General features: G+C 70.8%; 21 protein-coding genes, 1 pseudogene and 1 riboswitch. Of the genes and pseudogenes, 15 read left to right on the top strand and 7 right to left on the bottom strand.

All coding sequences use genetic code 11. The annotated features are described in order from the left end of the window. Positions 1-39 precede the first annotated feature (39 nt). Positions 40-3,166: pseudogene (locus ACIGW2_RS18350) on the top strand (efflux RND transporter permease subunit). A gap of 74 nt (positions 3,167-3,240) precedes the next feature. On the opposite strand, the gene nadA reads toward ACIGW2_RS18350, so the two are convergent. Beyond that, the gene (nadA, locus tag ACIGW2_RS18345) at positions 3,241-4,419 is read right to left on the bottom strand and encodes a quinolinate synthase NadA (protein ID WP_361587095.1); all 1,179 of its coding nucleotides are present in this window, start codon (positions 4,417-4,419) and stop codon (positions 3,241-3,243) included. 252 nt (positions 4,420-4,671) lie between these two features. On the opposite strand from nadA, the gene ACIGW2_RS18340 reads away from it, so the two are divergent. After that, the gene (locus tag ACIGW2_RS18340) at positions 4,672-5,028 is read left to right on the top strand and encodes an iron-sulfur cluster assembly accessory protein (protein ID WP_019885637.1); all 357 of its coding nucleotides are present in this window, start codon (positions 4,672-4,674) and stop codon (positions 5,026-5,028) included. 111 nt (positions 5,029-5,139) lie between these two features. Here ACIGW2_RS18340 and ACIGW2_RS18335 read toward each other — a convergent pair whose 3' ends face one another. Beyond that, a complete protein-coding gene (locus tag ACIGW2_RS18335; RefSeq protein ID WP_391654497.1) occupies positions 5,140-6,606 on the bottom strand; it encodes a hypothetical protein in 1,467 nt (488 codons plus the stop codon). Positions 6,607-6,706: 100 nt separating this feature from the next. Continuing rightward, positions 6,707-6,913: a hypothetical protein gene (locus ACIGW2_RS18330; RefSeq protein WP_361587089.1), complete on the bottom strand. Its 207-nt coding sequence runs from the start codon at positions 6,911-6,913 to the stop codon at positions 6,707-6,709. Positions 6,914-7,045: 132 nt separating this feature from the next. Between ACIGW2_RS18330 and ACIGW2_RS18325 the strand changes: the two genes are divergently transcribed. Beyond that, positions 7,046-8,020 carry a carbohydrate kinase family protein gene (locus ACIGW2_RS18325; RefSeq protein ID WP_361587086.1) on the top strand — a complete coding sequence of 325 codons (975 nt, stop codon included), beginning with the start codon at positions 7,046-7,048 and terminating at the stop codon, positions 8,018-8,020. A 69-nt stretch (positions 8,021-8,089) separates the two neighbouring features. On the opposite strand, the gene ACIGW2_RS18320 is transcribed toward ACIGW2_RS18325, so the two are convergent. Beyond that, on the bottom strand, positions 8,090-9,478 hold the full coding sequence (locus ACIGW2_RS18320; protein WP_391654499.1) for a cysteine desulfurase/sulfurtransferase TusA family protein: 1,389 nt from the start codon (positions 9,476-9,478) through the stop codon (positions 8,090-8,092). A 292-nt stretch (positions 9,479-9,770) separates the two neighbouring features. On the opposite strand from ACIGW2_RS18320, the gene coxB reads away from it, so the two are divergent. The 4 genes from coxB to ACIGW2_RS18300 all read left to right on the top strand — a co-directional run bounded on the left by coxB (position 9,771) and on the right by ACIGW2_RS18300 (position 14,265). Then, entirely contained in the window at positions 9,771-10,766 is a 996-nt protein-coding gene (gene coxB / locus ACIGW2_RS18315) for a cytochrome c oxidase subunit II (RefSeq protein ID WP_391654500.1), read from the top strand. Beyond that, the gene (gene ctaD, locus ACIGW2_RS18310) at positions 10,763-12,499 is read left to right on the top strand and encodes a cytochrome c oxidase subunit I (RefSeq protein WP_356064580.1); all 1,737 of its coding nucleotides are present in this window, start codon (positions 10,763-10,765) and stop codon (positions 12,497-12,499) included. Before coxB ends, ctaD begins: the two co-directional genes overlap by 4 nt. Then, positions 12,496-12,894 (top strand): cytochrome c oxidase subunit 4, encoded by a 399-nt coding sequence (locus ACIGW2_RS18305; RefSeq protein ID WP_356064578.1) that lies wholly within the window; start codon positions 12,496-12,498, stop codon positions 12,892-12,894. The genes ctaD and ACIGW2_RS18305 overlap by 4 nt, the downstream gene beginning before the upstream one ends. 114 nt (positions 12,895-13,008) lie before the next feature. Continuing rightward, positions 13,009-14,265, top strand: a complete 1,257-nt coding sequence (locus ACIGW2_RS18300; RefSeq protein WP_361587077.1) for an Ig-like domain-containing protein — start codon at positions 13,009-13,011, stop codon at positions 14,263-14,265. Positions 14,266-14,278: 13 nt separating this feature from the next. Here the strand turns inward: ACIGW2_RS18300 and ACIGW2_RS18295 are convergent, their stop codons facing one another. Then, positions 14,279-14,680: a hypothetical protein gene (locus ACIGW2_RS18295; RefSeq protein ID WP_356064574.1), complete on the bottom strand. Its 402-nt coding sequence runs from the start codon at positions 14,678-14,680 to the stop codon at positions 14,279-14,281. 188 nt (positions 14,681-14,868) lie between these two features. Between ACIGW2_RS18295 and ACIGW2_RS18290 the strand changes: the two genes are divergently transcribed. The 6 genes from ACIGW2_RS18290 (at position 14,869) to ACIGW2_RS18265 (ending at position 22,050) form a co-directional block, all read left to right on the top strand. Next, positions 14,869-15,489, top strand: coding sequence for a heme-copper oxidase subunit III (locus ACIGW2_RS18290; RefSeq protein ID WP_356064572.1), 621 nt, complete (start codon positions 14,869-14,871; stop codon positions 15,487-15,489). Between the two features lie 74 nt (positions 15,490-15,563). Continuing rightward, a complete protein-coding gene (locus tag ACIGW2_RS18285; RefSeq protein ID WP_356064570.1) occupies positions 15,564-16,373 on the top strand; it encodes a c-type cytochrome in 810 nt (269 codons plus the stop codon). Continuing rightward, positions 16,370-17,422, top strand: coding sequence for a Rieske 2Fe-2S domain-containing protein (locus ACIGW2_RS18280; protein WP_356064567.1), 1,053 nt, complete (start codon positions 16,370-16,372; stop codon positions 17,420-17,422). The genes ACIGW2_RS18285 and ACIGW2_RS18280 overlap by 4 nt, the downstream gene beginning before the upstream one ends. After that, positions 17,419-19,044 carry a cytochrome bc complex cytochrome b subunit gene (locus tag ACIGW2_RS18275; RefSeq protein ID WP_356064565.1) on the top strand — a complete coding sequence of 542 codons (1,626 nt, stop codon included), beginning with the start codon at positions 17,419-17,421 and terminating at the stop codon, positions 19,042-19,044. The genes ACIGW2_RS18280 and ACIGW2_RS18275 overlap by 4 nt, the downstream gene beginning before the upstream one ends. A gap of 141 nt (positions 19,045-19,185) precedes the next feature. Further along, the gene (gene trpD / locus ACIGW2_RS18270) at positions 19,186-20,250 is read left to right on the top strand and encodes an anthranilate phosphoribosyltransferase (RefSeq protein WP_391654501.1); all 1,065 of its coding nucleotides are present in this window, start codon (positions 19,186-19,188) and stop codon (positions 20,248-20,250) included. A 90-nt stretch (positions 20,251-20,340) separates the two neighbouring features. Beyond that, positions 20,341-20,457, top strand: a riboswitch (SAM riboswitch). Positions 20,458-20,640: 183 nt separating this feature from the next. Beyond that, positions 20,641-22,050 carry an aminotransferase class V-fold PLP-dependent enzyme gene (locus ACIGW2_RS18265; protein ID WP_391654502.1) on the top strand — a complete coding sequence of 470 codons (1,410 nt, stop codon included), beginning with the start codon at positions 20,641-20,643 and terminating at the stop codon, positions 22,048-22,050. A gap of 75 nt (positions 22,051-22,125) precedes the next feature. On the opposite strand, the gene ACIGW2_RS18260 is transcribed toward ACIGW2_RS18265, so the two are convergent. Further along, on the bottom strand, positions 22,126-22,407 hold the full coding sequence (locus ACIGW2_RS18260; RefSeq protein WP_128976777.1) for an Lrp/AsnC family transcriptional regulator: 282 nt from the start codon (positions 22,405-22,407) through the stop codon (positions 22,126-22,128). Next, positions 22,404-23,138: a rhomboid family intramembrane serine protease gene (locus ACIGW2_RS18255; protein WP_391654503.1), complete on the bottom strand. Its 735-nt coding sequence runs from the start codon at positions 23,136-23,138 to the stop codon at positions 22,404-22,406. The genes ACIGW2_RS18260 and ACIGW2_RS18255 overlap by 4 nt, the downstream gene beginning before the upstream one ends. A gap of 188 nt (positions 23,139-23,326) precedes the next feature. Here ACIGW2_RS18255 and ACIGW2_RS18250 point away from each other — a divergent pair, with 188 nt between their 5' ends. Continuing rightward, a complete protein-coding gene (locus tag ACIGW2_RS18250; protein WP_128976779.1) occupies positions 23,327-23,569 on the top strand; it encodes a hypothetical protein in 243 nt (80 codons plus the stop codon). A gap of 43 nt (positions 23,570-23,612) precedes the next feature. Next, complete coding sequence (locus tag ACIGW2_RS18245; RefSeq protein WP_399844446.1) at positions 23,613-24,974, top strand: NYN domain-containing protein; 1,362 nt, start codon at positions 23,613-23,615, stop codon at positions 24,972-24,974. Positions 24,975-25,046: the final 72 nt, after the last annotated feature.

Genomic DNA, 25,046 nt, shown 5'->3' with positions numbered 1-25,046 from the left:
GCCGCAGACCCGCCGCGTACGCCACAGAAACGAGTCCCCATGTCCTGGCTGTCCAGATTCAGCCTCGCGCAACGGGCCCTGATCGGGCTGATGTCCCTCGTCGCGCTCCTCTTCGGAGCGATCGCGATACCCCAGTTGAAGCAGCAGTTGCTGCCCTCGATCGAGTTCCCGATGGTCTCGGTCATCGCCCCGTACCAGGGCGCCTCGCCCGACGTGGTGGAGAAGCAGGTCGTCGAACCGCTGGAGAACGCCCTGAAGGCGGTCGACGGCGTCCAGGGCGTCACCTCCACCGCCTCCGAGGGCAGCGCCGTCATCATGGCGAGCTTCGACTACGGGGACGAGGGCACCAAGCAGCTCGTCGCCGACGTCCAGCAGGCCGTGAACCGCGCGCGGGCCCAGCTGCCGGACGCGGTCGACCCGCAGGTGGTGGCCGGCTCCACCGACGACATCCCTACCGTCGTCCTCGCCGTCTCCTCCGACAAGGACCCGCAGGCCCTGGCCGACCAGCTGGAGCGCACCGTCGTCCCCGTCCTCAAGGACATCGAGGGCGTCGGCCAGGTCACCATCGACGGCGTCCAGGACCTCCAGGTCTCCGTCACCCCCGACGAGCGCCGGCTCGCCGCGGCCGGCCTGAGCACCATGAAGCTGGCCGAGGCGATCAGGAACGGCGGCGGCACCATGCCCGCCGGAGCCTTCACCGAGGACGGCAAGACCCGCACCGTCCAGGTCGGCGGCGGCTACACCTCGCTCCGGCAGATCCAGGACCTGCGGATCAAGCCCGCCCGCGGCAAGGCCGTCCGCCTCGCCGACGTCGCCACCGTCCGGCAGGAGGAGGCCCGCCGGGTCTCGATCACCCGCACCGACGGCCGGCCCAGCCTCGCCGTGACGGCCACCATGGACAAGGACGGCAGCGCCGTCACCATCTCGGAGGCCGTCGAGGACAAGCTGCCGGAACTCCGCGCCGACCTCGGCGCCGGCGCCCGGCTCACGGTCGTCTCCGACCAGGGCCCGGCCGTCGCCAAGTCCATCTCCGGCCTCACCACGGAGGGCGCGCTCGGCCTGGTCATGGCCGTCCTCGTCATCCTGGTCTTCCTGGCCTCGCTGCGCTCCACCCTGGTCACCGCGGTCTCCATCCCGCTCTCCGTGGTCCTCGCCCTGATCGTGCTGTGGACCCGCGACCTCTCGCTCAACATGCTCACCCTCGGCGCCCTCACCATCGCCATCGGCCGGGTCGTCGACGACTCGATCGTGGTCCTGGAGAACATCAAGCGGCACCTGGGCTACGGCGAGGAGCGCCAGGCCGCGATCGTCACCGCGGTCAAGGAGGTGGCCGGCGCGGTCACCTCCTCGACCCTCACCACCGTCGCCGTCTTCCTGCCGATCGGCCTGGTCGGCGGCATCGTCGGCGAGCTCTTCGGCTCCTTCTCGCTCACCGTCACGGCCGCGCTGCTCGCCTCGCTGCTGGTCTCGCTGACGGTGGTCCCGGTCCTGTCGTACTGGTTCCTGCGCGCCCCCAAGGGCACTTCCGAGGACCCGGACGAGGCCCGCAGGGCCGCCGAGGAGAAGGAGGCCCGCAGCCGCCTGCAGCGCGCCTACGTGCCGGTGCTCCGCTTCGCCACCCGCCGCCGGCTCACCAGCCTGGCCATCGCCCTGGTGGTTCGTGGTCACCTTCGGCATGGGCGGCCTGCTGAAGACCAACTTCTTCGACCAGGGCGAGCAGAAGCTCCTCAGCATCAAGCAGGAACTCCCGCCGGGGACGAGCCTCGCCGCCTCCGACGAGGCCGCGAAGAAGGTCGAGAAGGTCCTCGCCGGCACCGAGGGCGTCAAGGACTACCAGGTCACCGTCGGCTCCTCCGGCTGGATGGCGGCCTTCGGCGGCGGCACCGGCACCAACCAGGCCTCCTATCAGGTGACCCTGGAGGACTCCGCCTCGTACGAGAAGACCCGCGACGCCCTCGACACCGCCCTCGGCACGCTCGACGGCATCGGCGACACCACCATCGCGGCGGGCGACGCCTTCAGCAACCAGGACCTCAAGGTGGTCGTGAAGGCCGCCGACGCCGACGTCCTGCGGAAGGCCGCCGAGGCGGTCCGGAAGGGCGTGGCCGAGCTCGACGACGTCACCGACGTGCAGAGCGACCTGTCCCAGTCGATCCCGCGGGTCTCGGTCCGCGCCAACGAGAAGGCCGCCGACGCCGGCTTCGACGACGCCACCCTCGGCATGATCGTCGCCCAGGCCGTGCACGGCACCCCGGCCGGCACCGCGGTCCTCGACGACACCGAGCGGGACGTCGTCCTCACCTCGGCGAAGCCCGCCACCACCCTGGACCAGCTCAAGGCACTGCCGCTCGGCCCGGTGCGGCTGGGCGACATCGCCACCGTCGAGCTCGTGCCCGGCCCGGTCTCCAAGACCCGGATCGACGGCGCCCGGGCCGCGACCGTCACCGCCACCCCGACCGGCGACAACACCGGCGCCGTCAGCGCCGCGCTGCAGACCAAGCTCAAGGAGATCGACCTTCCCGAAGGCGCCACCGCGACCGTCGGCGGAGTCTCCGAGGACCAGTCCGACGCCTTCGTGAAGCTCGGCCTGGCCATGCTCGCGGCCGTCGCCATCGTGTTCATGCTGCTCGTGGCGACCTTCCGGTCGCTGATCCAGCCGCTGATCCTGCTGGTGTCCATCCCGTTCGCGGCCACCGGCGCGATCGGCCTGCTGGTCGCCACCGGCACGCCGATGGGCGTCCCGGCCCTGATCGGCATGCTGATGCTCATCGGCATCGTGGTCACCAACGCGATCGTCCTGATCGACCTGATCAACCAGTACCGGGCCCAGGGCCTGGGCGTCGTCGAGGCGGTGATCGAGGGCGGCCGGCACCGGCTGCGCCCGATCCTCATGACCGCGCTGGCGACGATCTTCGCGCTGCTCCCGATGGCGCTCGGCGTCACCGGCGAGGGCGGCTTCATCGCCCAGCCGCTGGCCGTGGTGGTGATCGGCGGCCTGATCACCTCGACGCTGCTGACCCTGCTGCTCGTGCCGACGCTGTACGCCATGGTGGAGCTGCGCAAGGAGCGCCGTGCGCGCCGGAAGGCCGCGAAGCGGGCGCCCGGGGGCGGCGGCGACGGGGACGCGCCGGTCCCGCCGCAGGCGAAGGAGCCGGCCGCGGTCTGATCCGCACGGCACAAGGCGAAGGGGCGCCCCGCGGTCTCGCGGGGCGCCCCTTTCGCGTGCCGGGAGGGGAATCGTTACGGCAGCGCCAGCATCCGCTCCAGGGCGAGCTTGGCGAAGCTCTCCGTCTCCTTGTCGACCTGGATCCGGTTGACCAGGTTGCCCTCGGCCAGCGACTCCAGCGCCCACACCAGGTGCGGCAGGTCGATCCGGTTCATGGTGGAGCAGAAGCACACCGTGCGGTCGAGGAAGACGACCTCCTTGCCCTCCGGGGCGAAGCGGTCGGCGAGGCGCTTGACCAGGTTCAGCTCGGTGCCGATCGCCCACTTCGAGCCGGCCGGGGCCGCCTCCAGGGTCTTGATGATGTACTCGGTCGAGCCCACGTAGTCGGCGGCCGCGACGACCTCGTGCTTGCACTCGGGGTGGACCAGGACGTTGACGCCCGGGATGCGCTCGCGCACGTCGTTGACCGAGTCCAGCGAGAAGCGCCCGTGCACCGAGCAGTGCCCGCGCCACAGGATCATCTTGGCGGCGCGCAGCTCCTCGGTGGTCAGCCCGCCGTTCGGCTTGTGCGGGTTGTAGACCACGCAGTCGTCCAGGGACATGCCCATGTCGCGGACGGCGGTGTTGCGGCCCAGGTGCTGGTCCGGCAGGAAGAGCACCTTCTCGCCCTGCTCGAAGGCCCAGTCCAGGGCCCGCTTCGCGTTGGACGAGGTGCAGATGGTGCCGCCGTGCTTGCCGGTGAAGGCCTTGATGTCGGCGGAGGAGTTCATGTACGAGACGGGCACGACCTGCTCGGCGATGCCGGCCTCGGTGAGCACGTCCCAGCACTCGGCGACCTGCTCGGCGGTGGCCATGTCGGCCATCGAACAGCCGGCGGCCAGGTCCGGCAGCACGACCTTCTGGTCGTCGCCGGTGAGGATGTCCGCCGACTCGGCCATGAAGTGCACACCGCAGAAGACGATGTACTCGGCCTCCGGCTTGGCGGCGGCGTCACGGGCGAGCTTGAAGGAGTCACCGGTGACGTCGGCGAACTGGATGACCTCGTCGCGCTGGTAGTGGTGCCCGAGGACGAAGACCTTGTCCCCGAGCTTCTCCTTGGCGGCGCGGGCGCGCTCCACCAGGTCCGGGTCGGAGGGCGACGGGAGGTCGCCGGGGCACTCCACGCCGCGCTCGCTCTTCGGGTCGGCCTCGCGGCCGAGCAGGAGGAGGGCGAGCGGCGTCGGCTGGACGTCCAAGGGCTGGGCGGTGGTCACGTCACGCACCCTTTCTGGTTCTACGGTGAGCCTCGAAAAGCCTTTTCGTCTAAATGACGCTATCTATCATAACCGGTTCACGTCACTTTGACGATGTCCATAGTGTCGATGTGACGAATTCGCCGTCCCCGTCTCTGGACACGGTGTGCGAGCATGAAAGGGAAAGACGTGCCCCGGCCCGGAATGAATCCGCGGCCCCGCCGGTTGCAACCGTCGGCAAGCAGTCTCCGTACCAACCCGGGAGAGAAGCAGATGTCCGTATCGGACGAGAAGACCACTGTCAGCGACGGCATCCTCCTGTCCGACGCCGCCGCGGCCAAGGTCAAGGCCCTGCTCGACCAGGAAGGCCGTGACGACCTGGCGCTGCGCGTCGCCGTTCAGCCCGGTGGCTGCTCCGGCCTGCGTTACCAGCTGTTCTTCGACGAGCGTTCGCTCGACGGCGACGTCGTCAAGGACTTCGGCGGCGTCAAGGTCGTCACCGACCGCATGAGCGCTCCGTACCTCGGCGGCGCCTCGATCGACTTCGTCGACACCATCGAGAAGCAGGGCTTCACGATCGACAACCCGAACGCGACGGGTTCCTGCGCCTGCGGCGACAGCTTCAGCTAGGCTGCACCCACGCGAAGGAGGGTGGCACCCGGAGTCGAGTCCGGGTGCCACCCTCCCGCGCGTTGCCGCGATTCCCGCGTTCCCGCTGCCGGTACGGGCCCTCGGGCGCCGCTACGGCCTCGGCACCGTCTCGCCGCTCGCACCGTCCACCACCGGACGGTCACCCAGCGGCGCCCCGAGCGTCACCGTGCGGCTGATCTCCTGGGCGATCATGATGCAGGCCCGCCCGGGCTCCTTCGCCTTCTCCGCGATCCGCACCACGACCCGCCGCGGGCTCTCCTCGGCCGTCACCGTGTAGTCGCTGCACACCCCGCCCCAGAAGGTCACCGACAGCTTCCGGCCACCGGCGTCCGTCGCGAACGAGCTGATCTGCCGGACCGGCGCCGTCCCCTGGTCCGGCGGCGTCGTGGGCGCCGGCGAGGGCGTGGCCGGCGGGGCCAGATAGCGGGCGTCCACCGCTGTGCGCACCACCGTGTACGGCTTCGCGCCCGCCGACGCCCGCGCCTCGAACAGCCAGGCCGGTACGAGCACCTGCTCCCCGTCCACGTACTGCGCGGCCAGACCGAAGCGCGCCCCGGTCACCTCCACCACGGTCGGCGCCACCGTGCTCCGGCACGGGGAGTCCGGCGCGTCCGGCGCGATCCCGGGCTTCCCGTCCGTGCTCGCCGGCGGGTCCGTGGCGCAGCCGCCGATGCCGACCGGGGTGGCCGTCGAGGCCGCGTTCAGCTCGGCCAGCGCCTTGTCCGCGCCGACCACCGGATAGGTGTCGCCCTTCGCCGGCTCCTTCAGCCGCCCGCTGCCGGCCGTCACCGAGCCGTCCGGACCGATGTGCAGCCCCGTCGACCAGCCGTAGGTGGGCAGCCCGCCGACCACCGGGTCGGCGTTCACCACCCGCTCGGAGCCGTTCGTCACCTGGCTCGCGTCCACCTTGGCGTCGTCCTGGCCGATCGCCTTCAGGACCGGGGCCGCGGCCGCCCGGGCCGCCGCCTCGCTCACCGGGGAGCCTCCGGCCGTCGGAGGCTTCGCCTCGCCCGGCGGCGGACACGCCTTGCCCTTCAGGCAGGAGTCGCCGACCGGCCCGCCGTCGTAGCGGCTCAGCGTCCAGCTGCCGGGCGCCCGCACGGACACGTCCAGGCGCAGCCCCCGGGTGTCCTTCTCCGGGTCCAGCCGCCACACCTCGCCGATCAGCCGGGGCTCGCCCGACAGGCCGAGCGCCTCGGCCAGCCGGGCCACCTCCGCCGAGGTGACCCGGCCCTCGGGCCGGTGGACCGCGGCCGAGGAGGGCCCGTGGGGGAGTGGGCCCTTGGCTCGATAGACGGTGCCGTCCGGGCCGCCGCCCGGATCGGGCTCGCCCGGCGCGATCCCGGGCCCGCCGCCGTCCGCGCCGCCCAGCCTCAGCGGCGGGGGAGCGGCGGCCGCGTCCCGCGCGCCACTGCCGGCCGGGCTGCCGTCGCCCGCGGCGGTGGCGGCGTAGTACACGCCCCCGCCGCCCACGAGGACCACTCCCGCCGCCACCGAGGCGACGAGAAGCGGACCGCGCTTCTTCGGCCGGTTCTCCGTCTCCGTACTGCTGCTCACCGCGCGCTCCTCCAGATGTGGCATCCCTGCGGAAGACACCTCTGGGACGGAACCGGCGCCCGGACGGTTCCGTCCCCGCGCCCGGCGCGATCCGGTGGGGTCAGACCCCGTACTCCGCGGTCGCCGCGATCAGGCGGGCCGAGGCCGCCGGGACCCGGACGCCGTGGATCAGGGCCGGGGAGACCGGGGCGGCCGCGGGCTCGGCCGGCGTCACCCAGTGCGGGGCCATCCGCGCGCCGTCACCGCACAGCTCCGCAAGGCCGAATTCGGACTCCTGGTGCTCACGAGGAGCGGGGTACGTGGTCATGGCCGCACCGTACGCACGGTCCGGGTTCGGGGAAAAGCCCTACTCTGGGGTAGTTTCCACTGTTCGGCTTCCGTGCGACCAGCCGGTAGCGTGAACTGTCAACGCCGTCCCTTTCCACAGGAGCGTCCAGCCGTGCGAATCGCAGTCACCGGCTCCATCGCAACCGACCACCTCATGACCTTCCCGGGCAGGTTCGCCGACCAATTCGTCGCCGACCAGCTCCACACGGTCTCGCTGTCGTTCCTCGTGGACAACCTCGACGTCCGCCGCGGCGGCGTCGCGGCCAACATCGCCTTCGGCATGGGGCAGCTCGGCGGCCGGCCGGTGCTCGTCGGCGCGGCCGGCTTCGACTTCGACGAGTACCGCGCCTGGCTCGACCGGCACGGCGTGGACACCGGCTCCGTCCGCATCTCCGAGGTCCTGCACACCGCCCGCTTCGTGTGCACCACGGACAAGGACCACAACCAGATCGGCTCCTTCTACACCGGCGCCATGAGCGAGGCCCGGCAGATCGAGCTCAAGGCCGTCGCCGACCGCGTCGGCGGCCTCGACCTGGTCCTCATCGGCGCCGACGACCCCGAGGCGATGCTGCGCCACACCGAGGAGTGCCGCGCCCGCGAGATCCCCTTCGCCGCCGACTTCTCGCAGCAGATCGCGCGCATGGACGGCGACGAGATCCGCACCCTGATGGACGGCGCCACCTACCTCTTCTCCAACGAGTACGAGAAGGGCCTCATCGAGTCCAAGACCGGCTGGACCGAGGAGGAGATCCTCGGACGCGTCGGGCACCGCATCACCACCCTCGGCTCGCGCGGCGTGCGCATCGAGCGCGCCGGCGAGGACCCGATCGAGGTCGGCTGCCCGGAGGAGGAGGCCAAGGTCGACCCGACCGGCGTCGGCGACGCCTTCCGCGCCGGCTTCCTGACCGGCCTCGGCTGGGGCGTCAGCCTGGAGCGCGCCGCCCAGGTCGGCTGCATGCTCGCCACCCTGGTGATCGAGACCCTGGGCACCCAGGAGTACACCCTGCGCCGCGCCCACTTCATGGACCGCTTCACCAAGGCCTACGGCGACGAGGCCGCCGCCGAGGTCCAGGCCCACCTGGCCTGATCCGTCACGACGGGCGGGAGCACCCGCCCACCGGAGCCCCGGGGCCGCGCGCCCCGGGGCTCCGGTGCGTCAGGAGGTCCGCCGCACCACGTACGCGGTGCCGCCCTTCGGCGAGGGCTCCTCGCCCACGTACTCCTGGCCGCGCATCTCGCACCAGGCCGGGATGTCGAGCCGGGCCGCCTCGTCGTCCGCGAGCACCGTCACCGTGCCGCCCACCGGCACCTCGCCGATCACCTTGGCCAGCTCGATCACCGGGATCGGGCAGCGCCGCCCGAGCGCGTCGACCAGCAGGGTGCCGGCCGTCTCCACCGGGGCGTCGAACATCGCCGCCGGCGCGCCGAGCCGGGCCCGGACCCCGGCCACCACGCCGGGCAGCACCGCGAGGAAGCGGTCCACCTCGTCCGCGGGCGTGCCGGTTGGCAGCGAGACCCGGACGTTCCCCTCGCTCAGCACCCCCATGGCGCGCAGCACATGGCTGGGCGTCAGCGTCGAACTCGTGCACGACGAACCGGACGAAACAGAGAAACCCTCCCGGTCCAGCTCCGAGAGCAGGGTCTCGCCGTCGACATAGAGACAGGAGAAGGTGACGAGGTGGGGCAGCCGCCGCACCGGATCGCCCACCACCTCCACGTCCGGCACCAGCTCCGGCACCCGCGCCCGGATCCGGTCCACCAGCTCCCGCAGCCGGGCCGCCTCGGCCGCCGCCTCCGCCCGGACCGCCCGCAGCGAGGCCGCCGCCGCCACGATCCCGGGCAGGTTCTCGAAGCCCGGCGCCCGCCCGGACTCCCGCTCGTCCGCCGGGCCCCGCGGCGCGAACCGGACGCCCTTGCGCACCGCGAGCAGGCCCACCCCGGAGGGCCCGCCCCACTTGTGGGCGCTCGCCGCGAGCAGCGACCAGCCCGCCGGCACCGGCCCCCAGCCGAGCGACTGCGCCGCGTCCACGAGCAGCGGCACCCCGGCCGCCGCGCAGGCCTCGGCCACCTCGGCCACCGGCTGCTCGGTGCCCACCTCGTGATTGGCCGACTGCAGACAGGCGAGCGCGGTACGGGAGTCGAGCGCCGCCGCGAACACCGCCGGGTCCACCGCTCCGGACCGGCCCACCGGCACCTCGGTCACCGTCCCGCCGGCCGCCGCGTGCGCCTCGCCCGCGTGCAGTACGGAGGAGTGTTCGACCGCCGACACCACGAGCCGGTCGCCGACCCGCCGGCGCCCGGCCAGCGCCCCGGACACGCCCGTGTGAACCGCGCGCGTCCCCGAAGGAGTGAACACCAGCTCGTCGGGCCGGCAGCCGACCGCCTCCGCCGCGGCCTCCCGGGCGGCGTCGAGCAACAGCCGGGCCCGCCGCCCCTCCCGGTACAGCCGGGCCGGGTCGGCCCAGCCCTCGTCCAGCGAGGCGAGCAGCGCCTGACGGGCCACGGGGTGCAGCGGAGCCGCGGAGGCGGCGTCGAAGTACGGCATCCGCCCACGCTATCCCCGCCGCCCCGGCGGGCCCGCGATGCCCCGTCAGAAGTCCGGCCCGCACCGCCGGTCGGCCCTGCCGGGCGCCCGCCCGGAAGCCGGGAGTCCACCCCTTCGGGGACTCGGACGGCGCGTTGGGCACCCTCCCCGCGCGACCCCAAATAGCGTCCAGTAGGGTTTGGTCCGCATAAACATCCAAACCCCTGCCCGCGGCCGGGGCGGCGACCGACCAGCGAGACGGACGGCCGTGGCAGCCGACCTATGCGGGCCGAGACTCTCGGGAAGGCGCTACGTGAGTCCCAACGGCTCCGACCTCCCCCGCAGCCAAGGCGCGGGTGGCACCCCCACGTCGCGGCGCCCGATGCGGCGGAAGCTGCCGCAGGTGCTGACTGCGGGCCTGATCCTGGCGACAGCCACCGGCTGCTCGTACAACTGGGAAGACTTCCCCCGCCTTGGCATGCCCACCCCCGTCACGGAAGAGGCTCCGCGGATCCTCTCCCTGTGGCAGGGCTCCTGGGCCGCCGCGCTGATCACCGGCCTCCTGGTGTGGGGCCTCATCATCTGGGCCACCATCTTCCACCGGCGCAGCCGCACCAAGGTCGAGGTTCCTCCGCAGACCCGTTACAACATGCCCATCGAGGCGCTGTACACGGTCACCCCGCTCATCATCGTCTCGGTGCTCTTCTACTTCACCGCGCGCGACGAGTCGAAGCTCCTGGAGCTCTCCCCGAAGCCGGCGCACACGGTCAACGTGGTCGGTTACCAGTGGAGCTGGGGCTTCAACTACATCGAGAACGTCCCCGGCGTGACCGGCGACGCCAAGAAGGACAAGAACCTCTCCGCCATCCCGGACAAGTTCCAGGAGCAGTTCCCGGAGAACGCGGGCGGCGTCTACGACGCCGGCATCCCCGGGACCCGGAACCCGCAGACCGGCAACCCGGGCCCGACCCTGTGGCTGCCGAAGGGCGAGAAGGTCCGTTTCGTCCTGACCTCGCGTGACGTCATCCACTCCTTCTGGGTGGTCCCCTTCCTCATGAAGCAGGACGTCATTCCGGGTCACACCAACGCCTTCGAGGTCACCCCGACGCAGGAAGGCACCTTCCTCGGAAAGTGCGCCGAGCTGTGCGGTGTCGACCACTCCCGGATGCTCTTCAACGTCAAGGTGGTCTCTCCGGAGCGCTACCAGCAGCACCTGAAGGAGCTGGCGGAGAAGGGGCAGACCGGCTACATCCCGTCCGGCATTGAGCAGACGGACCCGGCTCGGAATGCGGAGAAGAACCAACTGTGAGCATCCTCAACGAACCCCAGGGTGCGGCCGCGGCTGAGGACTCGTACGAGAACGAGCTCCCGGTACGCCGCAAGCAGCCCGGCAACGTCGTGGTGAAGTGGCTGACCACCACCGACCACAAGACCATCGGCACGATGTACCTGGTCACCTCGTTCGTGTTCTTCATCATCGGCGGCCTCATGGCGCTCTTCATGCGCGCCGAGCTGGCCCGTCCGGGTACGCAGATCATGTCGAACGAGCAGTTCAACCAGGCGTTCACGATGCACGGCACGATCATGCTGCTGATGTTCGCGACGCCGCTGTTCGCCGGTTTCGCGAACTGGATCATGCCGCTGCAGATCGGCGCGCCCGACGTGGCGTTCCCGCGGCTGAACATGTTCGCCTACTGGCTCTACCTGTTCGGCTCGATCATCGCCGTGGCCGGCTTCCTCACCCCGCAGGGTGCCGCCGACTTCGGCTGGTTCGCCTACTCCCCGCTGTCGGACGCCGTCCGCTCGCCGGGTGTCGGCGCCGACATGTGGATCATGGGTCTGGCCTTCTCCGGCTTCGGCACCATCCTCGGCTCGGTCAACTTCATCACCACGATCATCTGCATGCGCGCCCCGGGCATGACGATGTTCCGCATGCCGATCTTCACCTGGAACGTGCTGCTGACCGGTGTCCTGGTCCTGCTCGCCTTCCCGGTCCTGGCGGCCGCGCTGTTCGCCCTGGAGGCGGACCGCAAGTTCGGTGCCCACGTCTTCGACGCGGCCAACGGCGGTGCCCTGCTGTGGCAGCACCTCTTCTGGTTCTTCGGACACCCAGAGGTGTACATCATCGCCCTGCCGTTCTTCGGCATCATCTCCGAGGTCATCCCGGTCTTCAGCCGCAAGCCGATGTTCGGTTACATCGGTCTGGTGGCCGCGACCATCGCGATCGCCGGTCTGTCCGTGACCGTGTGGGCCCACCACATGTACGTCACCGGCGGTGTGCTCCTGCCGTTCTTCTCCTTCATGACGTTCCTCATCGCCGTCCCGACCGGCGTGAAGTTCTTCAACTGGATCGGAACGATGTGGAAGGGCTCGCTGTCCTTCGAGACGCCGATGCTCTGGGCCACCGGCTTCCTGGTCACCTTCACCTTCGGTGGTCTGACCGGTGTCATCCTGGCCTCGCCGCCGATGGACTTCCACGTCTCCGACTCGTACTTCGTGGTCGCGCACTTCCACTACGTCATCTTCGGCACCGTGGTGTTCGCGATGTTCTCCGGCTTCCACTTCTGGTGGCCGAAGTTCACGGGCAAGATGCTGGACGAGCGTCTCGGCAAGATCACCTTCTGGACGCTGTTCGTCGGCTTCCACGGCACCTTCCTGGTGCAGCACTGGCTCGGTGCCGAGGGCATGCCGCGTCGTTACGCGGACTACCTGGAGGCCGACGGCTTCACGGTGCTGAACACGATCTCGACGATCTCGTCCTTCCTGCTCGGCCTGTCGATGCTGCCGTTCTTCTACAACGTCTGGAAGACCGCCAAGTACGGCAAGAAGATCGAGGTCGACGACCCGTGGGGCTACGGCCGTTCGCTCGAGTGGGCGACGTCCTGCCCGCCGCCGCGGCACAACTTCCTCACCCTGCCGCGGATCCGTTCTGAATCCCCGGCGTTCGACCTGCACCACCCTGAGATCGCGGCTCTCGACCAGCTCGAGAACAAGCCTCACGAGGTGGCGGCCCTCAGCGGCGGCAAGGAGGCCGGCAAGTGAAGATCCAGGGCAAGATGTTCATCTGGCTGAGCGTCTTCGTCCTCGCCATGGCGATCGTCTATGGCGTGTGGTCGAAGGAGCCGGTCGGCACGACCGCGCTGTTCCTGGCGTTCGGTCTCTGCATCATGATCGGCTACTACCTGGCCTTCACGGCCAAGCGGGTCGACGCCATGGCGCAGGACGACAAGGAGGCCGACGTCGCGGACGAGGCCGGCGAGGTGGGCTTCTTCGCCCCCCACAGCTGGCAGCCGCTCTCGCTGGCCATCGGTGGCGCGCTCGCCTTCCTCGCCATCGCGATGGGCTGGTGGCTGCTGTACTTCTCGGCGCCGCTCATCCTGGTCGGCATCTGGGGCTGGGTCTTCGAGTTCTACCGCGGTGAGAACCAGAACCAGTAGCAGCACCCCGCAACACCCCGAGGGGCCCGGTCACTTCGTTCCGACGAAGCGGCCGGGCCCCTCTTTTGGCGCGCTCGGCGCGCCGCCCGTGAGGATTGTTCTTAGCGTGAGGTCATGAACGACACGCCGCGCATTCGGACTGTTCTGAGCTGCACTCTTCTGGCCCTCACCGTCACCGCGGGCGCCACGGCGTGTGCGGGCGGGGAGGACCACCCGCTGTCGGCGAGGCCCTACGACGCGGCGGACCAGGTCGCCTTCAACGCGCCCGGCGACGGGAGGAAGGCCGACCCCGAGAAGCCGCTGGAGATCACCGCCACGGACGAGGACGGGCGGATCACCGACGTCCGGGCCACCGACGAGGCCGGGCGCCACCTGGCGGGCGAGCTGACCGCCGACGGCCGGAAGTGGCGCTCCACGGTCGCCCTCGCGGCCGGCGCGCGCTACACCGTCCAGGTGTCCACCGAGGACGAGGACGGCGCCCCCGGCGCCCGTACGTTCAGCTTCGAGACCGCCCCGGCCAAGCGGGCCCTCACCGTCGCGTTCGGCCCCGAGGCGGGCACCTACGGCGTCGGACAGCCCGTCACCGCCGAGCTCAGCCTCCCGGTGAAGGACCGGGCGGCCCGCGCGGTCGTCGAACGGGCCCTCAAGGTCCGCTCGGTCCCGGCCGTGGAGGGCTCCTGGTACTGGGTGGACGACAAGAAACTGCACTTCCGTCCGAAGGAGTACTGGCCCACCGGCGCGACGGTCACGGTCACCGGCAACCTGGACGGCATCAAGGTCGGCGACAAGCTCTACGGCGGCCCCTCCAAGCCGCTGAAGCTCACCATCGGCGACCGGATCGAGGCCGTCGCCGACGCCGACTCCCACCACATGACGGTGCGGCGCAACGGAGAAGTGATCAACACCATTCCGGTGACCACCGGGAAACCCGGCTTCTCCACCCGTAACGGGATCAAAGTGGTGCTCGGCAAGGAGTACTACGTCCGGATGCGCGGCACCAGCATCGGCATCGCCGAGGGCAGCTCCGAGTCGTACGACCTGCCCGTCTACTACGCCACCCGGGTCACCTGGAGCGGCGAGTACGTGCACGCCGCCCCCTGGTCGGTCGGCTCCCAGGGCGTCGCCAACGTCAGCCACGGCTGCGTCGGCATGTCGACCGACAACGCGGCCTGGTTCTACGAGAACGTGCGCCCCGGCGACATCGTCCGCGTCGTCAACAGCGAGGGCGAGATGATGGACCCCTTCGGCAACGGCTTCGGCGACTGGAACCTCGACTGGGCGAAGTGGCGCCAGGGCAGCGCCCTGGTGGCCGAGAAGGGCGACCCCACGGCCACCGAGGACGCCAAGGCCCGCCTGAGGCCCTCCATCTAGGGGTCCAGGGCGCTCAGGACGCGATCGCCAGGCGCGAGCGCAGCAGGGAGGCCAGGGACGCCGCGAACTCGACCGGTTCCACCGGAAGGGTGACCGCGGCGTCCGCACGGCTCCAGGTGGCCAGCCAGGCGTCCTGCGGGCGCCCGATCAGCAGCAGCACCGGCGGGCAGCGGAAGATCTCGTCCTTGATCTGCCGGCACACGCCCATGCCGCCGGCCGGGACCGCCTCGCCGTCGAGCACGCACACGTCGATGCCGCCCGCGTCCAGCGCCTCGATCACCGCCGGCAGCGTCGCGCACTCCACGAACTCGACCGGGGGAACGTCGGCGGCGGGCCTGCGCCCGGCCGCGAGGCGGACCTGGGCGCGGGTGTTCGCGTCGTCGCTGTAGACCAGGACCGTGGCGCTCGACTGCATCGTTCCTCCGTGAAGGTGGTCGGTCGTTGGCGCGGATGCTACTCCGGTCCACACCCCGTCAACACCCGTTCAACACCTGTTCGAAGGGTGTCGGCGGGGCCCCCGGATGGGCCGTTCGGGCTGGACACGGGCCCCGGACACTCCGAACGGCACCCCCCGGAGTGAGGGCGGGATAAGCGACCGACATAATGTCGGTCGTGGCGACAGTAACGACAGTAGAAACCGGGCACGCGCACCCGTCGGTCAATCGACCGAACCTCACCAGCGTCGGAACCATCATCTGGCTGAGCTCCGAGCTGATGTTCTTCGCGGCCCTCTTCGCGATGTACTTCACCCTGCGATCCGTGATGGGCGCGGAGTTCTGGACGGAAAAGGCCGACGCCTTGAACCTCCCGTTCTCCGCGACGAACACCACGATCCTGGTGCTCTCCTCCCTCACCTGCCAGCTCGGCGTCTTCGCCGCCGAGCGGGGCGACGTGAAGAAGCTCCGGACGTGGTTCATCATCACCTTCGTGATGGGCGCGATCTTCATCGGCGGCCAGGTCTTCGAGTACACCGAGCTGGTGAAGAAGGACGGCCTCTCGCTGTCCTCCGACCCGTACGGCACGGTGTTCTACCTGACCACCGGCTTCCACGGCCTGCACGTGACGGGCGGTCTCATCGCCTTCCTGCTGGTCCTCGGCCGGACGTACGCCGCCAAGAGGTTCACTCACGAGCAGGCAACCGCCGCCATCGTCGTGTCCTACTACTGGCACTTCGTCGATGTCGTCTGGATCGGCCTCTTCGCCACGATCTACTTGATCAAGTAATCGGGCTCCGCCTCCGGGCGGACGCACACATCCAGCAAGCATCGACGCAGAAGATCCTGACACCGGGGTAATCCGTGAAAAAGCTCTCCGCACGACGACGCCATCCGCTGGCGGCGGTCGTCGTCCTACTTCTCGCGCTGGCGGCAACTGGGGGGCTGTACGCCGCGTTCGCACCCGCGGGCACGGCGAAGGCCGATGAAACCGCCCAGTCCCTCGCCATCGAGGAGGGCAAGAAGCTCTACTCCGTCGGCTGTGCCAGCTGCCACGGAACCGGCGGTCAGGGCACCTCTGACGGCCCGTCCCTGGTAGGCGTGGGCTCGGCGGCGGTGGACTTCCAGGTCGGCACCGGCCGTATGCCGGCCCAGCAGCCCGGCGCCCAGGTCCCGAGGAAGAAGGTCATCTACTCGCAGGCTGAGATCGATCAGCTCGCGGCGTACGTCGCCTCCCTCGGTGCCGGTCCGGTCACGCCGAAGGAAGGCCAGTACAGCCCCGAGGGCGCCGACATCGCCAAGGGTGGCGAACTGTTCCGCTCCAACTGTGCCCAGTGCCACAACTTCACCGGCGAGGGCGGCGCGCTGACCTACGGCAAGTACGCCCCGACCCTCGAGGGCGTGGACCCGAAGCACCTCTACGAGGCCATGCAGACCGGCCCGCAGAACATGCCCTCCTTCCCCGACACGACGATGCCGGAGAAGCAGAAGAAGGACATCATCGCCTACGTCCAGGCCGTGAACAGCGACAAGGCCGACAACCCGGGCGGTCTCAAGCTCGGTGGCCTCGGCCCCGTCAGCGAGGGCCTGTTCGCGTGGATCTTCGGACTGGGCGCACTGATCGCAGTTGCCATCTGGGTCGCGGCCCACACCGCTAAGGCCAAGAAGTCATGAGTACCCAAGAGAATCCAGAAGAGAACCTGCCGACCGAGCAGGCCACCGCGCACGGCGCGGTGAAGGTCGCCGACGACCCGTTCGCCGACCCGGGCCTCCCGCCCCACAAGCCGCGCATCCAGGACATCGACGAGCGGGCCGCCAAGCGGTCCGAGCGCGCGATCGCCTTCATGTTCACGCTGTCGATGCTGGCCACGATCGGCTTCATCGCCTCGTACGTGATCTTCCCGGTCGACAAGATCGTGTACATCTGGCCCTTCGGCCGGGTGTCCGCGCTCAACTTCGCCCTGGGTCTGACCCTCGGTGCGGCGCTGTTCTTCATCGGCGCCGGCGCGGTCCACTGGGCCCGCACCCTGATGTCCGACGTCGAGGTGGCCGACGAGCGTCACCCGATGGAGGCCACGCCCGAGGTCAAGGCGAAGGTCATGGCGGACTTCGCGGCCGGTGCCGCCGAGTCCGGCTTCGGCCGCCGCAAGCTGATCCGCAACACGCTGTTCGGCGCGCTTGCCCTGGTGCCGCTCTCCGGCGTCGTGCTGCTGCGTGACATGGGCCCGCTGCCCGAGAAGAAGCTCCGGTCCACCCTGTGGTCCAAGGGCAAGCTGCTCATCAACATGAACACCAACGAGCCGCTGCGTCCCGAGGACGTCGCCGTCGGTTCGCTGACGTTCGCCAAGCCCGAGGGCCTGGAGGAGCACGACCACCACTTCCAGACCGAGATCGCCAAGGCCGCCCTGATGATCGTCCGGATCCAGCCGGAGGACATCAAGGACAAGCGCGAGCTCGAGTGGTCGCACGAGGGCATCGTCGCCTTCTCGAAGATCTGCACCCACGTCGGCTGCCCGATCTCGCTGTACGAGCAGCAGACGCACCACGTGCTCTGCCCGTGCCACCAGTCCACCTTCGACCTGTCCGACGGCGCCCGCGTCATCTTCGGCCCGGCCGGTCACGCCCTTCCGCAGCTGCGGATCGGCGTGAACGACAAGGGCTTCCTCGAAGCGCACGGTGACTTCGAAGAGCCCGTCGGTCCCGCCTTCTGGGAGCGCGGATGAGCACTGTGACCAATACGCAGAAGAAGGCGCCCGCCGGTGAGCGGATCGCCGACTGGGCCGACGGACGCCTGGGGATCTACACGCTGGCCAAGGCCAACATGCGGAAGATCTTCCCGGACCACTGGTCCTTCATGCTGGGCGAGGTCTGCCTCTACAGCTTCCTCATCATCATCCTGACGGGCGTCTACCTGACGATGTTCTTCCACCCGTCGATGAACGAGGTGGAGTACGCCGGCTCGTACGTCCCGCTCCAGGGACAGCTGATGTCCGAGGCGTTCAACTCGACCATGCACATCTCCTTCGAGGTGCGCGGTGGTCTGCTCATCCGGCAGATCCACCACTGGGCGGCGCTGATCTTCCTCGCCGGCATGTTCGTGCACATGATGCGCGTGTTCTTCACCGGCGCGTTCCGCAAGCCGCGTGAGATCAACTGGCTGTTCGGCTTCCTGCTGTTCTTCCTGGGCATGTTCACCGGCTTCACCGGTTACTCGCTCCCGGACGACCTGCTCTCCGGCACCGGTGTGCGCTTCATGCAGGGCGCCATCCTGTCCGTGCCGATCGTCGGCACGTACCTGTCGATGTTCCTGTTCGGCGGCGAGTTCCCCGGCGGCGACTTCGTCGCCCGGTTCTACTCGGCGCACGTGCTGCTGCTCCCGGGCATCATGCTCGGCCTGGTGGTCGCGCACCTCATCCTGGTGTTCGTCCACAAGCACACGCACTTCGAGGGCCCCGGCCGCACCAACAAGAACGTCGTCGGCATGCCGCTGCTGCCGGTGTACATGGCGAAGGCCGGAGGCTTCTTCTTCCTGGTCTTCGGCGTCATCGCGGTCATCGCGGCGATCGCCTCGATCAACCCGATCTGGGCCATCGGCCCGTACCGCCCGGACCAGGTGTCCACCGGCGCCCAGCCCGACTGGTACATGGGCTTCGCCGAGGGTCTGATCCGTGTCATGCCGGGCTGGGAGATCAACCTGTGGGGCCACACGCTGGTCCTCGGCGTGTTCATCCCGCTGGTGATCTTCCCGGTGGTCCTCGCGGCCATCGCGGTCTACCCGTTCATCGAGTCCTGGATCACCGGCGACAAGCGCGAGCACCACATCGCGCAGCGCCCGCGCAACGCTCCGACGCGCACCGCCTTCGGCGTCGCCTGGATCACCGCGTACATGATCATGCTCGTCGGTGGTGGAAACGACCTCTGGGCGACCCACTTCCACCTGTCGATCAACTCGATCACCTGGTTCGTGCGGATCTTCTTCTTCGTCGGCCCGGTCATCGCGTTCATCGTCACCAAGCGGATCTGCCTCGGCCTCCAGCGCCGGGACAAGGACAAGGTGCTGCACGGCCGCGAGTCGGGCATCATCAAGCGCCTGCCGCACGGTGAGTTCGTCGAGGTCCACACCCCGCTCAGCCAGGGCGAGCGCTACAAGCTCACCGCGCACGAGCAGTACGAGCCGGCCGAGCTGCCGCCGGCCGTCGACGAGAACGGTGTGGAGCGCAAGGTCGGGCGCATGGAGAAGCTCCGGGTCAAGCTCAACCGGGGCTACTACGGCGGCGACAACCAGATCGCCAAGCCCACCGCGGAGGAGTTCAGGGAGATCGAGAGCGGCCACGGCCACCACTGATCACCACTGAACCGCTGACCGCCTAGGTCGCCACGGCGAGAGCCCCGTCCATTCGATGGACGGGGCTCTTTGCCGTCCCCGGAGATCGATAGGGTGGGAGCGACACCCGCGCAGTTCCGTACGGACCCCTCAGGAGCGACCATGAGCGCTGTGAACCCCGCTGGAGGCGACACCGCGGCGGGCCGCTCCTGGCCCGTCCTGCTGAACGGACTCCTCGACGGCCGGGACCTGTCCGCCGACGACACCGCCTGGGCGATGGACCTGATCATGCGCGGCGAGGCCACCGACGCGCAGATCGCCGGGTTCATGGTGGCGCTGCGCGCCAAGGGCGAGACCGTCGCCGAGATCTCCGGCCTGGTGCGCACGATGTACGAGCACGCCAACGTCATCGAGGTGCCCGGGCCCGCCGTCGACATCGTCGGCACCGGCGGCGACGGCGCCAAGACGGTGAACATCTCCACGATGTCCGCGATCGTCGTGGCCGGCACCGGGGTGAAGGTCGTCAAGCACGGCAACCGGGCCGCGTCCTCCGCCTCCGGCTCCTCCGACGTCCTGGAGAAGCTCGGCATCAACCTCGACCTGACCCCGAAGCGGGTCGCCGAGGTCGCCGAGGAGGCCGGGATCACCATGTGCTTCGCGGTGCGCTTCCACCCCTCGCTGCGGCACGTCGCCGCGGCCCGCGGCCAGCTCGGCATCCGCACCACCTTCAACGTGCTCGGCCCGCTCACCAACCCGGCGAAGGTGCGGGCCCAGGCGGTCGGCGTCGCCGACCCGCGGATGGCGCCCATCGTCGCCGGGGTGCTCGCCGAGCGCGGCAACTCCGCCCTGGTCTTCCGCGGCGACGACGGCCTGGACGAGCTCACCACCACCGGCACCTCCCGGGTGTGGGTGGTCCGGGACGGCGCCGTGCGCGAGGAGCGCTTCGACCCGCGCGAGGTCGGCATCACCCCGGTGCCGCTCGACGCGCTGCGCGGCGGCGACCCCTCGTACAACGCCGACGTCGCCCGGCGGCTGCTCGCCGGCGAGACCGGGCCGGTGCGGGACGCCGTGCTGCTGAACTCGGCGGCCGCGCTGACCGCCCTGGAGCCGGGGGAGGGCACCCTCGCGGAGCAGCTGCGGGCCGGCATGGACCGGGCCGCCGAGTCCATCGACTCAGGGGCCGCGCGCCGCGCCCTGGAGCGGTGGATCGCCGCCAGCAACGCCTGACCGCCCCCATGTGAACGGCGCATGACGCCCCGTCCCGGATGCCGGGACGGGGTTGCGGCCCCGTGATCGTCTGGCATAGGTTCTGGAACAGGTCATGAGTGACAGCTGCAAGGCCCCGGCCGGCTGTCCGGCAACCCTCCGTCCGTGGCGGGGTGCCCCGGGTGAAGACCAGGCCGTACGAGCAGAAGCCTGCGGCAAGCGCGGACCCCTGCGCACCACCCTGGGGTCCTTGGTCCTCTAGGGAGCGTTGTCTCGTGAGCAAGCGAATGCGTTAGGGCCCTCGGCCCCTCTTCCCCTTCACCACCCCGTGTGCGGCACCCCTGTTCGCGCTGCCGCCCCGCGGGCCCCCTCACGCCTTTTCGCGCCCCTTTTATGCCGGGAGATACCGTCATGTCCGCACGCCCGAACGCCGCCGTCGCCGCCCCCGCCGCCTCCTCCGTCGCCACCGCCGAGGGCACCGACCCCTGCTGCGCCGCCCCGCTGCCGGTCCTCGGCCGCGACGTCACCGTCCCGCTCGTCACCGGCGGCGAGGTCACCTACGCGGCGCTCGACTACGCGGCCAGCGCCCCCGCCCTGCAGCGCGTCTGGGACGACGTCGCCGCCTACGCCCCGTACTACGGCAGCGTCCACCGCGGCGCCGGCTACCTCTCCCAGCTCTCCACCGACCTCTTCGAGAACAGCCGCGCCGCCGTCGCCGAGTTCCTCGACTGCCGCCCCGGCGACCAGGTCGTCTTCACCCGCTCCACCACCGACTCGCTCAACCTGCTCGCCCAAGTGCTCCCCGCCGACTGCCAGGTCTTCGTCTTCGAGACCGAGCACCACGCCTCGCTGCTCCCGTGGCGGGACGCCCGGGTCACCTACCTCAACGCGCCGCGCACCCCCGTCCAGGCCGTCGAAACCCTGGAGCGCGCGCTCGCCGACCGCGACCCGTACGGCCCCGCCCTGGTCTGCGTGACCGGCGCCTCCAACGTCACCGGCGAGCTGTGGCCGGTGCGCGAACTCGCCGCCGCCGCGCACGCGCACGGCGCGCGGATCGTCCTGGACGCCGCCCAGCTGGCGCCCCACCACCCGGTCTCCGTGCGGGAGCTCGACGTGGACTGGGTCGCCTTCTCCGGGCACAAGCTGTACGCGCCCTTCGGCTCCGGCGTGCTCGCCGGCCGCGCCGACTGGCTCCAGGACGCCGAGCCCTACCTCGCGGGCGGCGGCGCCTCCCGCAAGGTGGCCCGCCGGGCCGACGGTGGTGTGGACGTGGAGTGGCACACCACCGCGGCCCGGCACGAGGCGGGCTCGCCCAACGTCATCGGCGTCTACTCCATCGCCTCCGCCTGCAAGGCGCTCACCGAGGCCGGCTTCGACTCCCTCGTCGCCCGCGAGCAGCACCTGATCGCCACGGTCCGCGCGGGCCTCGCGGAGGTGCCCGAGGTGCGCGTCCTCTCCCTCTTCGGCGACGACGCCCCCCGGGTCGGCGTCATCTCCTTCGTCGTCGAGGGCTGGAACAGCTCCCACTTCGCCGCCGCGCTCTCCGCCGAGTACGGCATCGGCGTCCGCGACGGCCTCTTCTGCGCCCACCCGCTGGTCCGCACCCTGCTCGGCAGCGACCCGCAGGACCCGGGCGAGTGCGGCGCCCCCGAGGCGGCCCCCGGCGAGCGGTCGCTCAACGCCATCCGGGTGAGCTTCGGCGCCGGCACCCCGGACGAGCACGTCGAGCGCTTCGTCGGCGCGGTCAAGGAGCTGGTGCGCGACGGCGCCCGCTGGACGTACCGCACCGAGGACGGGCGCTGCGTCCCCGACCGCGGCTGACCGGTCGCTCGAACGGGTGAAGCCGGCCTCCCGCGGGGGAGAGGCCGGCTTCGCCGTCGTACGGGGACCGGGGCGTCAGGACTCCAGGCCGATGGCGAAGGCCGCGTCCAGCTCGTGCTGCGAGTAGGCGCGGAAGGCGACGTGCGTGTCCGTGGCCTCGACGCCGGGGATCTTGGAGATCTGCCCGGGGATGATGTCGGCCAGGTCGTCGTGGCGTCCGACCCGCACCATGGCGATCAGGTCGTAGGTGCCGGTGACCGAGAAGACCTCGCTGACGGAGTCGATCGCGGCGATCGCCTCGGCGATCTCGGGGATGCGGTCCACGCTGGTCTTGATGAGCACGATCGCGGTGATCACGGCTGGCTTTCTCCCTCGATGGCCGCGGCTGGTGGCTTCACTGTATCCCCACCTCTGTAGCGGGCCCACGCGTAGAGGAAGCCCAGTACGAAGCCGATCACGTGCGCCAGATACGCCACCCCCGGCCCCGCCCCGGCCGAGCGCGCCGCCAGCCACTGGAGCACGAACCAGAAGATCAGCACGATCCAGGCCGGGAAGCGCAGCGGCAGGAAGAAGAGGAAGGGGAAGAGGCTGGTCACCCGCGCGCGCGGGAAGAGGTGGAGGAAGGCCCCCAGCACCCCCGAGATCGCCCCCGAGGCCCCGACCAGGGTCTGCGCGCTCTCGGCGTGCGCCACCGCGTAGCCGGTCAGCGCGAGCGCCCCCGCCCCCAGATAGAACAGGCCGAACCCGACCGGGCCCATCCGCTCCTCGGCCATCGCCCCGAACACGTACAGGAACAGCATGTTCCCGAGCAGGTGCAGCCAGCTGCCGTGCACGAAGAGCGCGGTCAGCGGGGTGAGCAGGGCGCGCGGCTCGGCCCGGGTCAGATCGGCCGGGATCACGCCCCAGCGCTGGAAGTACGCGCTCTGCGCCGCGAGCAGCTGGTCTCCCGTCCCGTACGCCGGGTTCAGGCCCGACACCGGGCTCACCGCGAACAGCAGCACGCACAGCCCGATGAGGCCGTAGGTCACCGTCGGCCCGTTCCGCACGCCGCGCCAGGCGCCGAGGGCCGCACCCCGCCAGTCGATCATGGACAGATCATGGCGTACCGGGGCCCACCTGGACAGAGTGCCTCGCCGTGCCGCGGGGTACCCGCGAGGCCGTAGGGTTAGGACCTGCCCGATGGGCGACATCCCCGCTGTTCGACGGCGCACCGCGGGTCCGCGACACCTCGCGCAAGGCCTCACACTGAGCCTCGTACGGAAAGAGGACGGCAACGATGACGACGGTTCCCCTGCCGACCGCCGAGACCCGCTGGCGCTGCACGCTCTGCGGCAACCTGACCCGCTTCGACGTGACCCGCTCGTCCAAGGTCGTCGAGTACGTCCATCTGGACCTCGCCGGAGAGCCGAAGGTCGAGGAGCGCGAGGTGGTCAGTGAGACCATCGAGTCGGTCCGCTGCCGCTGGTGCAACGCGGTGGACCAGATCGAACTGGTGGACAGGCCGGGCGCCGCTTCCTGAGGAGCGGCCCGGCGAGGGCGAGACAGGGAGTGGGTGACGGATCGTGGAGCAGCCCGCGCACGGTGACCAGCCGGGCGCGGCCGACGGCGCCGCCGAGGCGCTCGACCGGCCGTTGCCCGAGGCCGTGCGCCGCCGGGTCGTCGCGCTCGTCGCCGACGCCTTCGGCGGGCTGACCGTCACCGAGCTGCCCGCCCCGCTGCGCCAGTACGCCCGCTTCACCGCCTCCCGGCGCGCCAAGTTCGCCGGGAACGCGATGGCCGCCGCCCTGGAGAGCGACCCGCTGTTCCGGCAGCGGATCGGCGAGCGCTTCAAGGAGGCGCAGCCCGAGCTCGCCGGGGCCGTGGAGTCCGGCGCCCCGCCCGGCGCCGCCGACCCGGTCGACGTGGCCGCGGCCGCCTACGTGCTGCGCCCGGCCGGCTGGGGCAAGCTGGTCGCCGCCGCCGGCGAGGAGGCCGAGCGCGCCGACGCCGAGCGTGCCGACGAGGCCGGCCGGCGCGAACTGGAGCGGCTGCGCGAGGAGGTGGCCGTCGCCAGGGAGCGCGCGAAGGCCGAGACCGAGCAGCTGCGCCGCGAGCTGGAGGCCGCCCGCAAGGACGCCGAATCGCTTCACCGCAAGCTGCGCAGCGCCCAGAGCGACGTCAAGCGCGGCGAGGCCGCGCTGCGCCGGGCGCAGGCCGAGATCGACGCGGCCCGCACCGAGGCCGCCGCCCAGGTGTCCGCCGCCGAGAGCGAGAGCCGGCGGCTCAAGGCCCGGCTCGGCGAGGTCGAGGCCGCCCTGGAGGCGAGCCGCCGGGCCGCCCGCGAGGGGCGCTCGGTGGAGGACATGCGGCTGCGGCTGCTCCTGGACACCGTCCTTGACGCCGCCCAGGGGCTGCGCCGCGAACTCGCCCTGCCGCCGGTGTCGATGCACCCGGCGGACACCGTGGACGCGGTGGAGCCGGGGCGGATGTCGCCGAAGGACATCGCGGCCCGCGCGCTGTCCGAGACCGACCCGGCCCTCCTCGACCAGCTGCTCGAACTCCCGCAGGCGCACCTGGTGGTGGACGGCTACAACGTCACCAAGACCGGCTATCCGACGATGCCGCTGGAGAAGCAGCGGCTGCGGCTGCTCGGTGGGCTCTCCGCGCTCGCGGCCCGCTCGGGAGCCGAGGTCACCTGTGTCTTCGACGGCGCCGAGCTGGCCGCGCCGGTGCTGCTCGCCCCGCCGCGCGGGGTGCGGGTGCTGTTCTCCAAGCCCGGTGTGACGGCGGACGAGTTGATCCGCCAGCTGGTGCGGGCGGAGCCGCCGGGGCGGCCCGTGGTGGTGGTCTCCACCGACCGCGAGGTGGCCGACGGGGTCGCCAAGGCCGGGGCGCGGCCGGTCGCGTCCGCCTTGTTGCTGAAGCGGCTTTCGCGCCTCTCGTGAAGTCTCGTCACGGACACCCGTGATGTCGCTTTTGTGGCTCACGCAGGGTCAAGTGGCCATTGCTGCCCGTGT

It is taken from the genome of Streptomyces sp. NPDC053541, from assembly GCF_044544705.1.
Lineage (GTDB): Bacteria > Actinomycetota > Actinomycetes > Streptomycetales > Streptomycetaceae > Streptomyces.
Note: the sequence above shows the minus strand (reverse complement) of the source record. Positions and strands in the feature narration are given on the sequence as shown.

Excerpts from the sequence above, each read along its gene's own strand:
- ACIGW2_RS18290 (WP_356064572.1), top strand. The coding sequence starts at position 14,869 with ATGTCGGTCGTGGCGACAGTAACGACAGTAGAAACCGGGCACGCGCAC.
- ACIGW2_RS18330 (WP_361587089.1), bottom strand. The coding sequence starts at position 6,913 with ATGACCACGTACCCCGCTCCTCGTGAGCACCAGGAGTCCGAATTCGGC.
- ACIGW2_RS18295 (WP_356064574.1), bottom strand. The coding sequence starts at position 14,680 with ATGCAGTCGAGCGCCACGGTCCTGGTCTACAGCGACGACGCGAACACC.
- ACIGW2_RS18300 (WP_361587077.1), top strand. The coding sequence starts at position 13,009 with ATGAACGACACGCCGCGCATTCGGACTGTTCTGAGCTGCACTCTTCTG.
- ACIGW2_RS18255 (WP_391654503.1), bottom strand. The coding sequence starts at position 23,138 with ATGATCGACTGGCGGGGTGCGGCCCTCGGCGCCTGGCGCGGCGTGCGG.
- ACIGW2_RS18320 (WP_391654499.1), bottom strand. The coding sequence starts at position 9,478 with ATGCCGTACTTCGACGCCGCCTCCGCGGCTCCGCTGCACCCCGTGGCC.
- ACIGW2_RS18280 (WP_356064567.1), top strand. The coding sequence starts at position 16,370 with ATGAGTACCCAAGAGAATCCAGAAGAGAACCTGCCGACCGAGCAGGCC.
- ACIGW2_RS18250 (WP_128976779.1), top strand. The coding sequence starts at position 23,327 with ATGACGACGGTTCCCCTGCCGACCGCCGAGACCCGCTGGCGCTGCACG.
- trpD (WP_391654501.1), top strand. The coding sequence starts at position 19,186 with ATGAGCGCTGTGAACCCCGCTGGAGGCGACACCGCGGCGGGCCGCTCC.
- ACIGW2_RS18275 (WP_356064565.1), top strand. The coding sequence starts at position 17,419 with ATGAGCACTGTGACCAATACGCAGAAGAAGGCGCCCGCCGGTGAGCGG.
- ACIGW2_RS18265 (WP_391654502.1), top strand. The coding sequence starts at position 20,641 with ATGTCCGCACGCCCGAACGCCGCCGTCGCCGCCCCCGCCGCCTCCTCC.
- ACIGW2_RS18340 (WP_019885637.1), top strand. The coding sequence starts at position 4,672 with ATGTCCGTATCGGACGAGAAGACCACTGTCAGCGACGGCATCCTCCTG.